We start from the raw sequence: 14,308 nt of genomic DNA, 5'->3' as shown, positions 1-14,308 counted from the left end.
TCCTTTACTTGTGTTATAATAGATTTTAGCGAAAAAACAAAATATTTTCAAGGAAAAAGATGAAAACTAAAGTTATTGTGGTCATTGGACCGACAGCGGTAGGAAAAACTGCCCTTGGCATAGACTTGGCCCAGCGCTACAATGGAGAAATTATTAGCGGTGATAGCCAGCAAGTCTATCGCAAACTGGATATCGGTACGGCAAAAGCTAGCCCTGAAGAGCAGGCTGCGGCGGTTCATCACTTGATTGATGTCCGAGAGGTGACCGATGGCTATTCGGCTTATGAATTTGTAGCGGAAGCCAAGGCCTTAATTGCAGACATTACTAGTCGTGGAAAGTTGCCGATTATCGTGGGTGGGACAGGGCTTTACATTCAGAGCTTGCTTGAAGGCTACCATCTGGGCGGGCAGGTTGACCAGGAGCAGGTTCTGGCCTATCGGGCAGAGCTTGATAGCCTGTCTGACGAGGTTTTGGAAACAATGGCAGAGCAGGCAGGTTTGACGGTCGAGGGAAACAGCCGACGGAGAATCATTCGTGGGTTAGAGTTGAAAAAATTTGGCAAAAACTTAGAAAATACAGAGTCAGAATATGAGCCACTTTACATCTGCCTGACGGATGACAGACAGGTTCTCTACGACCGCATCAATCAGCGAGTGGATAAGATGATGGCGGCGGGCTTACTGGATGAAGTTAGCTGGCTCTACCAAGAACATCCCCAAGCCCAAGCTGCTATGGGAATTGGTTACAAGGAATTTTTCCCTTATTTTGCAGGTGAACTTTCGCTAGAAGAAGCAATTGATAAAGTCAAGCAAAATAGCCGCCGCTTTGCCAAACGTCAATTGACTTGGTTCAGAAATCGCATGCAGGTTCCCTTTTACTCAGTAGGCCAGCCAGATTACAAGTCGCAGATTTTCACCGCCGTGGAGGAATTTTTAAATGATTGAAACCCAGAAAGAACAAGAACGCGCCCTCCTGGTTGGAGTGGAACTACAGCAGACAGATAATTTTGACATGTCCATGGAAGAGTTGGCAAGTCTTGCTAAGACGGCTGGCGCTCTGGTCAAGGGAGTCTACACTCAAAAACGAGAAAAATACGACAGCAAGACCTTTGTTGGCTCAGGGAAACTAGAAGAAATTGCCCAGATGGTTGAAGCTGATGAGATTGATACCGTCATTGTCAATAACCGACTGACGCCCCGTCAGAATGTTAATCTGGAAGAGATTTTAGGTGTTAAAGTCATCGACCGTATGCAGTTGATTTTGGATATTTTTGCCATGCGAGCACGGAGTCACGAGGGAAAACTGCAGGTCCACTTGGCCCAGCTCAAGTACATGTTGCCACGCTTGGTTGGACAAGGTATCATGCTCAGCCGTCAGGCAGGGGGTATCGGCTCTCGTGGACCGGGTGAAAGCCAGTTGGAGCTCAACCGTCGCAGCATCCGCAACCAGATTCACGACATTGAACGCCAACTCAAAACGGTGGAGAAAAATCGAGCGACTGTCCGGGAACGCCGTCTGCAATCAGGCGTGTTTAAGATTGGTTTGATTGGCTACACCAACGCTGGTAAATCCACTATCATGAATGCCATGACCGATAAGCGACAGTACGAGGCGGACGAACTCTTTGCCACACTTGATGCCACGACCAAGCAGATAAACTTGGCGGACAAGTTCAACGTGACTTTGACCGACACGGTTGGTTTCATTCAGGACCTGCCGACTGAGTTGATTTCCGCCTTCAAATCCACCTTGGAGGAGTCCATGAACGTGGACCTCTTGCTCCATGTCATCGACGCCTCTGACCCCAATCACAGTGAGCAGGAGCAGGTGGTCTTGGACATTCTGAAAGACTTGGATATGCTGGACATTCCCCGTCTAGCTCTCTACAACAAGCTGGACAAGACCGATGACAGCTTTACCCCCAGTCAGTTTCCTCATGTCATGCTGTCCGCTAAGGATAAGAATGCCAAAGGGCATATTCAGATGATGGTCTTGGCCAAGATTAAGACTATGTTTGAACGATTTGAGATCAGGGTCCCACTTGCTGAATCTTATAAATTGCATGATTTAGCCACTCTTGCCCTGATTGAAAATCGGACTTATGAAGAGGATGTGGAAGTGGTATCAGGCTATATCGCTTCCAGCAATAAATGGAAGTTGGAAGAATTTTATGACGGATTATCTTGATTTGGCAATGAAATACGGTGGCTTTACCAGTCTGGACAAGGTCTATCTGGCTAAGAAATTAGCTGATATGACTGACCAACAAAAACTAGATTTTATCACGCCACCGCCCTCGGTTATCAATGCCTATTTTGCGGAAATCTACCAGAAACAAGGGGCAGAAGAGGCGACGGACTATTATCTCGCTCTATCTCAGCAGCTCTGCCTTTTTCCAAAAGAACCCAGCTTTGAAGAAGACAAGCCCTTTGTCCGTCTTAATTTGTCAGGTAAGTCTTTCGGCTTTGCCTATGTGTCGGCGGACGGTCTGGCCCAGGTTTTTTCGGAAGGTATAGAGGAAGTGACGGACAGTTTGCTTTTTGAAATCGCCCAAGTCTTTCCCCACTATGTCGTCTTTGTGGAGGAGGGCAAGATTTTCATGAAAGTCAATCCCTTTGAGGAAGCCGAGTTAGAGGAAGTTGAAACAGACTACCTCCTGACTCAAGTGGCAACCGGAGAAGGCTTGGTCAAGATTTCAGGCTTTAATCAGGAAGAAGTGCTGGAAGTGGCGGAAGCCTATCCTGGTCAGCCTTACTACGTCTGGTCGGGTCGCTCTGCAATTTTATATATAAAACATTAGAAAGTAAACAATGCAAATTCAATTTTTAGGTACGGGGGCTGGTCAGCCCTCCAAGGCTCGAAATGTATCCAGTTTGGCCTTGAAACTCTTGGATGAAATCAATCAGGTTTGGCTATTTGACTGCGGCGAAGGAACTCAAAATCAAATTTTGGAAACGACTATTCGTCCACGTAAGGTCGCAAAAATCTTTATCACTCACCTGCACGGAGACCATATTTTTGGACTGCCAGGTTTTTTGTCTAGCCGTTCCTTCCAGTCTAGCGAGGAGCAGACGGATATTGATATTTACGGTCCTGTGGGCATTCGTTCATTTGTTTTGGCAAGTCTTAAAGTATCAGGGACACGCCTACCTTATCGCATTCATTTTCATGAGTTTGATGTTGATACGGTAGGTCAGGTCCTAGAAACGGACAAATTCACGGTATTCGCTGAAAAGCTGGACCATACCATTCCTTGTGTCGGCTATCGTGTCATCCAGAAAGATTTGGAAGGGACATTGGATGCAGAGGCTCTGCGCGCGGCAGGTGTACCATTTGGTCCCCTATTCGGTAAAATCAAAAATGGTCAAAACGTGACGCTAGAAGATGGGACTGAAATTATCGCGAGTGACTATATTTCTCCTCCTCGGCCTGGTAAGGTAGTGACCATTCTTGGTGATACGCGCAAGTGTTATGCTAGTGTCCGTCTGGCTGTCAATGCTGATGTGCTGGTGCATGAGGCGACTTACGGAAAAGGAGATGAGAAGATTGCTCGCAAGCACGGGCATTCGACCAATATGGAAGCCGCTCAGGTAGCTAAGGATGCTGGTGTCAAACAGCTCTTACTCAATCATATCAGTCCACGATTTTTATCAAAGGATATTAGTCAATTACGGAAAGATGCAAGTACTATTTTCGAGCAGGTTCATATTGTCAAGGATTTAGAGGAAATTGAGCTATGAGAACCATTCTAATCACAGGAGCCTCTGGTGGCTTGGTGCAGGAAATGGTGCCATTGCTGAAAGATGATTTTTTGATTTTACTTGGTCGTGATGTGGCAAAAATTGAGCAACTCTATGCTTACCATGAAAAAAAGGCTGTCTTTGATGTAGACATCCGAGATGAAATAGCTCTGACGGCATTTTTCGATGAACTGGATAGTCAGTTTGGGCGGATTGATATTTTAGTCAATAATGCTGGCTATGCCATTTATGATGATTTTGAGAATTTTTCCAGCCAGCAGGTGCAGGCTATGTTTGACATCAATACTTTTGCACTGATGACCATGTGCCGTTTAGTAGGTAAACGAATGAAGGCAAGACGGAGCGGGCAGATTATCAATATCATTTCCATGTCAGGCTTGATTGCTTCAAGCAAGTCATCGGTTTATTCGGCGACCAAGTTTGCGGCTATGGGATTTTCCAATACTATTCGTTTGGAGTTGGCTCCCTACGGTGTGACAGTTACTACGGTCAACCCAGGTCCAATCGCAACCAGCTTTTTCGACCAAGCAGATCCAGATGGTACTTATCAAGAAAGTGTCAAGGCTTTCTTGCTGCAACCAGACTATGTTGCTAAGAAGATTGTTTCAGCTATGGGGACGAAGAAACGAGACATCAATCTGCCTTGGTCACTAGCAGCTGCTCATAAGCTATATACTCTTTTTCCGAGACTGGCTGATTATCTGGCCAGTACGGTCTTTAATTTGAAATAAAGAAAAGTGAACACATAATATGACCTAGATGGATTAATGCCATTCTAGGTTTTTTTGATCTAATCGGTTGACATTTTTTGACTACAAGTGTAAACTATAATTGTAAATCGATTACAAATGTAGACAGAAATAGGAGTTATCTTATGAACCATTCAAAAGAAAATAAGCAGGAACACCAACATATGATGCATTCTGAGGAAGTTGGTCAGACCAGCCATCATTCTCATCAGCAGGAGCATCCTCATGAAGAGGGGGTTCACGCCAATCATCATTCTGACCATCACGTCCATCACGACCATCATCATGTAGGGGGCTCTGACGTCAGTCATCATTCTCATCATACTCATGATGCTCATCAGCATCACCAAGGGCATGACCATGACATGATGGAGCATGGTGGGCACATGATGCACATGGGGGATATGAATACAAAGCTCAAAGTCGCAGTGGCAGTCATGATTCCCCTACTGGCCATTTCTCCAATTGCAGGTTTCACTCTCTTACGTTTTCCGGGTGTTGAACTTGTCCAGCTGATACTAGGTTCTATTATCTTCTTCTACTCAGGAACACCTTTCTTTAACGGAGCGAGAGGGGAGTTGCAAGCTAAAAAACCTGCAATGATGACCCTGATTTCCATGGGGATTATTGTTTCCTATCTTTACTCCGTTTATGCAACAATTTTAGCGCTATTGGGACAAGAAAGCATGAACTTTTGGTTTGAGTTGTCTACGCTGATTGTCATTATGCTGATTGGGCATATCATTGAGATGAAGGCGGTTATGGGAGCAGGCGATGCCCTGAAAGACTTGGCCTCTCTCATTCCGAAAAAAGCCCATCTCAAGGATGGGACAGATGTTGCGGTAGAGGACTTGCAGATTGGGGATTTCCTCTTAGTCAAGGAAAATGAAAAAATTCCGGCTGACGGTAAGATTTTGAGTGTTGCTCATATTGATGAATCCATGATTACTGGGGAATCTCGAGCTGTCAAAAAAGAGGCGGGGGATAGGGTATTCGGTGGTTCGCTCAATCAAAACATGCCCTTTGAAATGGAAGTGACCAGTCTTGGTAAGGATAGCTTTTTGGCGCAGGTGACCGAAATGGTCCGTCAAGCACAAAACCAGAAATCCAAGCTTGAAAATATGGCTGACCGCGTAGCCTCTTGGCTCTTCTATGCAGCTTTAATTGTGGGGATTTTGGCCTTTATTTATTGGACCATGACGGCTAATCTTGCCTTTGCCTTGATGATGGCAGTTTCTGTTTTTGTCATTGCCTGTCCGCATGCCCTTGGTCTAGCCATTCCCCTTGTTGTGGCGCGATTGACCACGATTTCTTCAAAAAATGGTCTTTTGGTTCAGAACCGAACAGCTCTTGAACAGGTTAACCAGATTCGGTTTGCCTTGATGGATAAGACCGGAACCTTGACCGACGGAAAATTTCAAGTTCGCCACAGCCAAGATTTGGTTGAGGGAGCGGATGCGCTGGCCAAAATGGCATCATTAGAAGTTCTTTCAACCCACCCAATTGCCCTTTCGATTGTGGAGGCGGCAGGTCCACTTTTCTATCAAGCAGAACGGGTTGAGAATATCCCTGGTAGTGGGATTCGAGGCGTCTTGGATGGAAGGATTTATGAAATTATGTCCTACAAAGGTCTGCAGGAAATAGGTTTGTCAGTGGATCAGGACGTGATTGCTCCCTATCTTGATTTGGGTCTAACCTTGAGTTTTTTGGTGTCTGATCATGTGGTCTTGGGATTTGTAGCCTTGGGCGACCAGATAAGAGAAGATGCTAAAGATTTTGTAGCAGGCTTGAAAGCGCAGGGGATTAGTCCTGTGATGTTAACGGGTGACAATCCAGCTACCGCACAAAAAGTAGCCATTCAGTTGGGCATAGAGGATTACCGAGCTGAACTTAAACCAGAGGATAAGGCAAAACTGGTCAAGGACTATCAGGCGCGTGGGGCAGTTCTTTTCATCGGCGATGGGGTCAATGATTCGCCTGCTCTAGCGACGGCAGATTTAGGCTTTGCCATTGGCGCAGGAACTTCTGTTGCCATCCACTCTGCAGACGTGGTCTTGGTTCAATCCAATCCATCAGCAGTCTTGGATATGTTGAGCATTGCCAAGACAACCATCCGCAAAATGAGGCAAAATCTCTGGTTTGGGGCAGGATACAACATCATTGCCATTCCTTTAGCTGCTGGAATCCTTTATCCAAGCATGGGCATTATGGTGGATCCTTTATTGGCGGCCGTGCTCATGAGTCTATCGACGGTTATTGTCGCTATCAATGCTATGGGTTTACGTTACGGTAAACCGTAGAAATTTTGACAGATAATATATATAAGTAAAACACCGGTCTATGTCGGTGTTTTATGATGTAGGAGATAGGGGTGCTGTTTCAAGTAAGAACTGCGAGAAATCTACTGCGATAATTAGTAGGATATTTGACTATAATCTGTTATAATGGTAAAAAAATAAGGGAGAGATATATGGAAAAACTTTGGAAAATTATATACAGTCGGACATTTATTGTCATTAGTTTGATTATTCTAACCATTTTCCTTATTCTTTGGTTGGTAGGTTCGGCAGCTACCTATATGCCTGCTTTATTGATTGTTTTGCAAATTTTTTCGATTTTTGTAGCTATTTCAATCATCAATAGACCGATGAATACCAGTTTTAAGTTAACCTGGATTATTTTTGTCATTGGTATTCCGATTTTTGGTGCTCTATTCTATTTTATTTTGCAGTCCAACATTGAAACCAAACGTTATCGTAAAAATTTTCATAAGCAAGCACAAAGACTTCGGGAGTATAGTAAGACGTCTGAAAAGGTCATGAAGGCATTGGAGCAGGAAGATAAGGAGCAACTGAAATTAGCTCACTTCATGAGTGAGTACGTTGGCTACCCAATTCATACCAATACGGATGCCGTCTATTTTTCAACAGGTCAGGAAAAATTTGAAGCTCTACTAGAAGAGTTGAAAAAAGCAGAGCAGTATATTTTTATGGAGTACTTTATTGTCGATATGGGATATATGTGGGATTCTATCCTTGACATTTTAAAGGAAAAGGCAGCGCAAGGGGTGGAAGTTCGTTTTATGTATGATGGGATGAATTCACTGACCAATCTTCCCTATAATTACTATAAAACCTTGAGAAAATATGGGATAAAAGCCAAAGTATTTTCTCAAATTATCCCTGCCTTATCTACGGTGCAAAATAACCGTGACCATAGGAAAATTGCGATTATTGATGGAAAGGTTGCCTTTACCGGTGGTATTAATATCGCAGATGAATACATCAACAAGAAAGTGCGTTTTGGTTACTGGAAAGACGCAGCGATTATGATTAGGGGAGAAGCTGTTGCAAACTTTACGTTGATGTTCCTTCAAATGTGGAATTACAATGAAAAGACAGAGACAGATGACCTAAAATACCTCAAAACGCATAAAGATTTAGAGACGGAAACCGTTGATGCCGAAGGTTTCTTCCTTCCGTATGGCGAGAATCCATTTGATGGAGATGAGGTAGCCAAACGAGTCTGCCTAGACATGATTCAGTCGGCAACGGATTATATTTATATCATGACACCCTACCTAGTGTTGGATGATGAAATGATTGATAATTTGACTTATGCAGCGAAGCGTGGAGTCGAGGTTCGCATTTTACTACCGCATATCTACGATAAAAAATCAGCCTATTTGGCTGCTCGTACTGATTTTCCGACTTACTTGGAAGCAGGAATTGAAATCTTTGAATTCCAGCCTGGATTTGTCCATTCCAAAGTTGTTTTGGTCGATGATAAGAAAGCTACTGTTGGTACGGTGAATATGGATTTTCGCTCTTTTTATCTTAATTTTGAGTGTGGTCTCTATATTTACAATCACTCGACAGTTTTGGCAGCTATTAAGGATGACTTTACTCAGTCCTTCAAAAAATCACAGCAAATTAACCTTCTAACCTTCCATAAAACGTACTCTTGGTATAAGCGTTTGGGAGGAGCCCTACTGCGAATTATTTCGCCGTTATTATAAATTGCAATATTCGTTCTTCATGGAGCAAGGGATCGACATTCTGTTTCGGTCTTACCTTGCTCCATTTTTCTTGGAAAATGATATAATAGAAAGATAGTTTATACTCGGAAAAGTTACAGGTTACTTGTGATTTTGAGTATTAAGGAGTGAAAAAACGTGATAAAACCTAATTATGACTGGCAATTATTAACCGGTTTTTCTGATGAACAATTTATCAAAATTGCTAAAAAAGAAGGAGTAGACCCGGTAGCGGCTAAGTTGCTGTATGAACGTGGCATCCATTCGGCGGAAGAATTGCATACTTTCTTACAACCAAGCTTAGAAGACCTTCACGATCCCTATTTACTACATGATATGGACAAGGCGGTAGAGCGGATTCGCCGAGCAATCGAAGATTACGAACAAATTTTGATTTATGGAGATTATGACGCAGACGGCATGACCTCGGCATCTATTCTGAAAGAAACTTTGGAGGAAATGGGGGCAGAAGTCCAAGTTTATCTTCCCAATCGTTTCACAGATGGTTATGGTCCCAATCAGTCGGTTTATAAGTATTTTATCGAGCAACAGGGGATTTCTCTTATTGTGACGGTGGACAATGGCGTAGCGGGTCATGAAGCGATTGCCTATGCCCAGGAAATGGGTGTCGATGTTGTCGTGACAGACCACCATTCCATGCAGGAAACCCTTCCCAATGCCTATGCGATTGTACATCCAGAGCATCCCGATGGAAATTATCCCTTCAAACATTTGGCGGGCTGCGGCGTGGCTTTTAAATTGGCCTGTGCTCTTCTTGAAACGGTTCATGCAGACTTGCTGGATTTGGTCGCAATTGGCACCATCGCTGATATGGTTAGCTTGACCGATGAGAATCGTGTCATGGTCAAATATGGTCTCTCGCTTCTCAAACAGACTGAGCGAGCAGGTTTGCAAGAGTTGATAAAGATAGCTGGTATTGACATAGACAGTATTGATGAAGAAACAGTTGGTTTCCAACTTGCTCCGAGGTTGAATGCCCTTGGTCGACTCGACGATCCTAATCCAGCCATCGAATTACTGACTGGTTTTGATGACGAAGAGGCCCATCAAATTGCCCTCATGATTGACAGTAAAAATATAGAACGCAAAGACGTCGTCCAAGCAATTTACGATGAAGCAAAAACCATGCTCCGTCGGGATAGACCTGTTCAAGTTCTGGCTAAAGAAGGTTGGAACCCAGGTGTTTTAGGGATTGTAGCAGGACGCCTACTAGAAGAATTGCAGCAACCTGTTATCGTCTTGTCTATTGAAGATGGTAAGGCAAAGGGGTCGGCTCGTTCTGTTGAAGCAGTTGACATTTTCAAGGCCCTTAAAGATCATCAGGACCTATTTATCGCCTTTGGTGGTCATGCTGGTGCAGCAGGTATGACCTTGGAAGTTGACAAACTTGAAGAGCTTGCTCTAACCTTGACAGACTACATTATCGAAAATAAATTGGATTTATCCAGCAAGTCTTCGCTGGTCTTAGATGAAGAATTGGACTTGGAAGAATTAACTCTTGATACGCTAAAGTCCTTTGAAAAATTAGCACCCTACGGCATGGATAATAAAAAGCCTGTATTCTACATCAGAGACTTTCAGGTGGAATCAGCAAGAACCATGGGGCAGAATAATGCCCATTTGAAACTACGCATTACGAAAGGTGCTGCAGGATTTGATGTCGTTGCTTTTGGTAAGGGCAATCTAGCCTTGGAATTTTCACAGGCCAAGGGCTTAGAACTAGCTGTCACCTTGTCTGTCAATCAATGGAATGGCAATACCAGTCTTCAGCTCATGCTGGTTGATGCCCGTGTAGAAGGTGTCCAGCTTTACAATATCCGTGGCAAACAGCACAATCTGCCAGAAGGAGTGCCCGTTTTGGATATGACTGACTTGTCCAATCTAGCAGGTGCGGATTCGCTTGTCTTAGCCAATTTACCCGAAAATCTATCGGACCTCAAACCCGTTTTCCAAAAACATGATTTTCAGGCTATTTACTTTAAGAATGACATCAAGATACCTTATTATCTAGACGGTTATGGTAGTCGGGAGCAATTTGCCAAGCTCTATAAGACCATTTATCAGTTTAAGGAATTTGATGTTCGCTATAAACTGAAAGATTTGGCTGTTTACTTAAAAATTAAGGACAGTCTATTGGTTAAAATGATCCAGATTTTCCAAGAATTAGAATTTGTCACGATTACGGATGGGGTCATGCGGGTCAACAAAGAGGCACAGAAGCGAGAGATTTCAGAAAGTCAAATATATCAAGAATTGAAAGAAACAGTTATCCAACAAGAGTTGATGGCGCTCGGCACCGTTCAGGAAATTTATGAATGGCTATGTGGTCGCGTTTGATGACAGTAGAAGCTCTGGTTGTTGTTGGAGTAATTGGAACGCTTCTCTACGCTCATTGGTTTATCAGGCAGAAAAGCCTGTTGAAAAATCTTGAACAGATAACCGAAATAAAGCACGCACTGATTGAATTACGGCGAGTAGGATGGTCAGAAAGAGCTATCAAAAAGGTTTTCCTGAAACAACTGTTGCCTCTAAAACAAGAAGACATCCCAGCATTTGTTCAAAATTTCATAAAAGAAGCTACTATTTTTGCCTCAACTAGCTTTTATCAGTTGATAAGAGTTGACAGTCGCTCTTTAAGCCAAGAGAAAGCGACGACTTTATTGGAGCAAAGTATGAATATGTTAGATTTTCCTGAGGAATTAAGTCATGGGATATTACCTGAACTTTTGCAGAAGATGGATGTGAATTGTCCTCCACACCATCCGTTTTGGGGGTACTTTGCTAAGCTAGTTGATAAGGCTTTTCCAGTTCGGGAATTAGAAGTTAAACGGCCGTTAAACAGACAGGTCCATCAACTGCGTTACCTTATTTCCTATCAGCAGGCTTTTTGGGTGCGTCAGTAGTGTGGAAAAGGAAAAACAGATTGGCAGGCTCTGATAGCCTATTTACGTAGCCTACCTCGGTGGTCTTACCGCTTACGAGAATCTGCCCGCCTACACAATAAACAACTGTTCGGCAAGAAAAATCAGAAGATTTTGCCAGTCAATATGAAGATTTTGATTCATTTTCACAGCGAATTTATCCTAAATCAAGATGGACAATTTGCCTTGATTTTAGAAGAACGACCACATGTCAATGGCGTGGTAAACAGGGCTTCCTTTAATTATGCCAGAGCTAATAATAAGCGCCATAGACAACTTGATATGGCTCCAGTTGGCAGACTGGATCCCGTTTTTCGGAAAGAATTGCTACGCTCAAAGATGGGAGTCTATTTATCGCCTACTCGCTTTCGTCGCTACCAAAAAGGAAGAAATGAGGTTGGCTGGGAGCAGTCTTACTTTAATCAGCAAGGAAGCTTTTCCTATGGTGGACATAGTAGGGCAGCTTGTGTGGCGAATTTGAGGAGACGATTTGCTAAAGATATAGGTCTGAAATGTACCAAAAAACAATTTCATGGTATAATGAAGAGTAAAAATTATTTTTAAAAAGAGAGAGACAAATGAACTTAAAAGATTACATCGCAACAATTCCTAACTATCCAAAAGAAGGTATCGAATTCCGTGACATTAGCCCTTTGATGGCAGATGGAAATGCTTATAGCTATGCAGTACGTGAAATCGTTCAGTATGCGACAGATAAGCAAATCGATATGATTGTTGGGCCAGAGGCGCGTGGTTTCATCGTTGGATGTCCAGTTGCCTTTGAATTGGGAATCGGTTTTGCACCAGTTCGTAAGCCAGGTAAGTTACCACGTGAGGTTATCTCAGCTGATTATGAAAAAGAATATGGTGTCGATACATTGACGATGCATGCAGACGCAATCAAACCAGGACAACGTGTCTTGATTGTCGATGACTTGTTGGCGACTGGTGGTACTGTAAAAGCAACGATCGAAATGATTGAAAAGCTTGGCGGTATCGTTGCTGGCTGTGCCTTCTTGATTGAGCTAGATGATTTGAAAGGCCGTGAAGCAATCGGTGATTACGACTACAAGGTTTTGATGCACTATTAATCTAAGGTTATAGCCAAAACTTATAACTGGTCCTATTTTTATTCTAATTGAATTGCATAGCAACCTGTCTTATAATAAATGTAAGAAAATTGGGAGGTTGCTTATGCCAATTAAAATTGAAAAATCATTACCAGCAGTTGAAATTTTGAGAAAAGAGAATATTTTTGTGATGGATAGTGACCGAGCCAGTCATCAGGACATTCGTCCTATCAAAATCCTTATTCTCAATCTCATGCCACAGAAGATAGTGACGGAGACTCAGTTGCTCCGTCTTTTGGCTAACACTCCTTTACAGCTAGAGGTTGAATTTCTCTACATGGCTAGTCACGAGTCCAAAAATACACACTCGGACCATTTGAAGCAGTTTTATAAGACTTTTGAGCAGGTCAGGGATAGCTATTTTGATGGGCTCATCGTGACAGGAGCACCAGTTGAAAACTTACCTTTTGAGGAAGTTGATTACTGGCAAGAACTTACTCAAGTTTTTGATTGGTCAAAAACACATGTTTATTCAACATTGCACATTTGTTGGGGTGCACAGGCAGGTTTGTATGCACGCTATGGTGTACCCAAACACAGTATGTCTCGAAAACTATCAGGCGTATATTGTCAAGAAGTGACTAATCCAACTAGCCCTCTTATGCGTGGATTTGACGATGAATTTCGTTCACCACACTCCCGTTATACGGAAGTAAGGGAGGCAGATATTGCCCATCTGAGTGAGTTGACGATTTTATCACAAGGTCCAGAAGTTGGCCTATCCATTTTAGCCAGCAAGGATTTAAGGGAAATTTATAGTTTTGGACATTTAGAGTATGATAGGGATACACTAGCTAAGGAATACCAACGTGATTGTATAGCTGGAAAAAATCCCCATTTACCGGAAAATTATTTCAAAGAAGATGACCCTACAAGCAAACCATCTCTCTCTTGGAATTTACCAGCAGCACAATTCTTTACCAACTGGGTGAATTATGCTGTCTATCAAGAAACTCCATACGACTGGCATATCTTTGAACAATCAGCCCAGTCAGCTAGTCTTTAAAGAGGAAGTATGAACTATTCACAGCAATTTCGTCAGGGACATTTGGTCCTGCCAGCAGCAATATTATTCCACTATCAAGAGCTTTTTCCGTCGGCAGATGATTTTTTGATTTGGCAGTTTTTCTTATATCAAAATTCTTCAGCTATCGAATCATTAGCACCTAGTGAGATTGCTCAAGCTACTGGTAAAACAGTTGCCCAGGTCAATCAAGCTATTGAAAATCTCCAAGATGCTGGACTCTTAGAATTTAAGACAATCAGTATTGCTGGTGAAATTGAAATGATATTCGATGCGCTTCCTGCTTTTGAAAAATTGGATGTTCTGTTAACTCCAAAACGGGCAGTTGAGATTGTGCAGCCAGAGAATGATTTGAAGACCTTGGTGGGTGATTTTGAACGTGAATTGGGCCGCTTTTTATCGCCGTTTGAAATCGAAGATTTGCAGAAGACTATTGAGGATGACAAAACTTCGATTGATTTGGTTCGTGCAGCCTTGAAAGAAGCTGTTTTTAACAACAAAACAAATTGGAAATACATCCAAGCTATTCTACGAAACTGGCGCCGTGAGGGAATTACTACAGTTGCGCAAGTAGAAGCGAAAAATGCAGAAAGAGAAATTCAGACTCCTAAGAATGTGACTGTTTCAAGTGACTTTCTTGATGCAATGGATCTCTGGAAAGATTGA

General features: G+C 42.9%; 11 protein-coding genes and 1 pseudogene. All 12 read left to right on the top strand.

Annotated elements, in window-relative coordinates:
• Positions 1–59: 59 nt before the first annotated feature.
• The 12 genes and pseudogenes from miaA (at position 60) to PHA78_RS06500 (ending at position 14,308) form a co-directional block, all read left to right on the top strand.
• Positions 60–944, top strand: a complete 885-nt coding sequence (gene miaA / locus PHA78_RS06555) for a tRNA (adenosine(37)-N6)-dimethylallyltransferase MiaA (RefSeq protein ID WP_029185718.1) — start codon at positions 60–62, stop codon at positions 942–944.
• Positions 937–2,187, top strand: coding sequence for a GTPase HflX (gene hflX / locus PHA78_RS06550; RefSeq protein ID WP_272157872.1), 1,251 nt, complete (start codon positions 937–939; stop codon positions 2,185–2,187). Before miaA ends, hflX begins: the two co-directional genes overlap by 8 nt.
• Entirely contained in the window at positions 2,171–2,800 is a 630-nt protein-coding gene (locus PHA78_RS06545) for a cystathionine beta-lyase (RefSeq protein WP_053864037.1), read from the top strand. The genes hflX and PHA78_RS06545 overlap by 17 nt, the downstream gene beginning before the upstream one ends.
• A 10-nt stretch (positions 2,801–2,810) precedes the next feature.
• Entirely contained in the window at positions 2,811–3,740 is a 930-nt protein-coding gene (gene rnz, locus PHA78_RS06540; RefSeq protein WP_029175358.1) for a ribonuclease Z, read from the top strand.
• Entirely contained in the window at positions 3,737–4,492 is a 756-nt protein-coding gene (locus tag PHA78_RS06535; protein WP_099779936.1) for an SDR family NAD(P)-dependent oxidoreductase, read from the top strand. Before rnz ends, PHA78_RS06535 begins: the two co-directional genes overlap by 4 nt.
• Positions 4,493–4,635: 143 nt before the next feature.
• The gene (locus PHA78_RS06530; protein ID WP_099806913.1) at positions 4,636–6,810 is read left to right on the top strand and encodes a copper-translocating P-type ATPase; all 2,175 of its coding nucleotides are present in this window, start codon (positions 4,636–4,638) and stop codon (positions 6,808–6,810) included.
• A gap of 170 nt (positions 6,811–6,980) precedes the next feature.
• A complete protein-coding gene (gene cls / locus PHA78_RS06525) occupies positions 6,981–8,528 on the top strand; it encodes a cardiolipin synthase (RefSeq protein ID WP_024377310.1) in 1,548 nt (515 codons plus the stop codon).
• Between the two features lie 156 nt (positions 8,529–8,684).
• Positions 8,685–10,904, top strand: coding sequence for a single-stranded-DNA-specific exonuclease RecJ (recJ, locus tag PHA78_RS06520; RefSeq protein WP_024378497.1), 2,220 nt, complete (start codon positions 8,685–8,687; stop codon positions 10,902–10,904).
• Positions 10,883–12,052: pseudogene (locus PHA78_RS06515) on the top strand (DUF3114 domain-containing protein). The gene recJ and the pseudogene PHA78_RS06515 overlap by 22 nt, the downstream one beginning before the upstream one ends.
• A gap of 14 nt (positions 12,053–12,066) precedes the next feature.
• A complete protein-coding gene (locus tag PHA78_RS06510) occupies positions 12,067–12,579 on the top strand; it encodes an adenine phosphoribosyltransferase (RefSeq protein ID WP_002937136.1) in 513 nt (170 codons plus the stop codon).
• Between the two features lie 103 nt (positions 12,580–12,682).
• Entirely contained in the window at positions 12,683–13,624 is a 942-nt protein-coding gene (gene metA / locus PHA78_RS06505) for a homoserine O-acetyltransferase MetA (protein WP_002941370.1), read from the top strand.
• 9 nt (positions 13,625–13,633) lie between these two features.
• The gene (locus tag PHA78_RS06500; RefSeq protein ID WP_222375035.1) at positions 13,634–14,308 is read left to right on the top strand and encodes a DnaD domain-containing protein; all 675 of its coding nucleotides are present in this window, start codon (positions 13,634–13,636) and stop codon (positions 14,306–14,308) included.

This window comes from Streptococcus sp. HN38 (assembly GCF_028335765.1).
Lineage (GTDB): Bacteria > Bacillota > Bacilli > Lactobacillales > Streptococcaceae > Streptococcus > Streptococcus suis_P.
This window is presented reverse-complemented; position numbering and strand designations above follow the sequence as displayed.

Excerpts from the sequence above, each read along its gene's own strand:
- PHA78_RS06530 (WP_099806913.1), top strand. The coding sequence starts at position 4,636 with ATGAACCATTCAAAAGAAAATAAGCAGGAACACCAACATATGATGCAT.
- cls (WP_024377310.1), top strand. The coding sequence starts at position 6,981 with ATGGAAAAACTTTGGAAAATTATATACAGTCGGACATTTATTGTCATT.
- rnz (WP_029175358.1), top strand. The coding sequence starts at position 2,811 with ATGCAAATTCAATTTTTAGGTACGGGGGCTGGTCAGCCCTCCAAGGCT.
- PHA78_RS06500 (WP_222375035.1), top strand. The coding sequence starts at position 13,634 with ATGAACTATTCACAGCAATTTCGTCAGGGACATTTGGTCCTGCCAGCA.
- miaA (WP_029185718.1), top strand. The coding sequence starts at position 60 with ATGAAAACTAAAGTTATTGTGGTCATTGGACCGACAGCGGTAGGAAAA.
- PHA78_RS06545 (WP_053864037.1), top strand. The coding sequence starts at position 2,171 with ATGACGGATTATCTTGATTTGGCAATGAAATACGGTGGCTTTACCAGT.
- hflX (WP_272157872.1), top strand. The coding sequence starts at position 937 with ATGATTGAAACCCAGAAAGAACAAGAACGCGCCCTCCTGGTTGGAGTG.
- metA (WP_002941370.1), top strand. The coding sequence starts at position 12,683 with ATGCCAATTAAAATTGAAAAATCATTACCAGCAGTTGAAATTTTGAGA.
- PHA78_RS06510 (WP_002937136.1), top strand. The coding sequence starts at position 12,067 with ATGAACTTAAAAGATTACATCGCAACAATTCCTAACTATCCAAAAGAA.
- PHA78_RS06535 (WP_099779936.1), top strand. The coding sequence starts at position 3,737 with ATGAGAACCATTCTAATCACAGGAGCCTCTGGTGGCTTGGTGCAGGAA.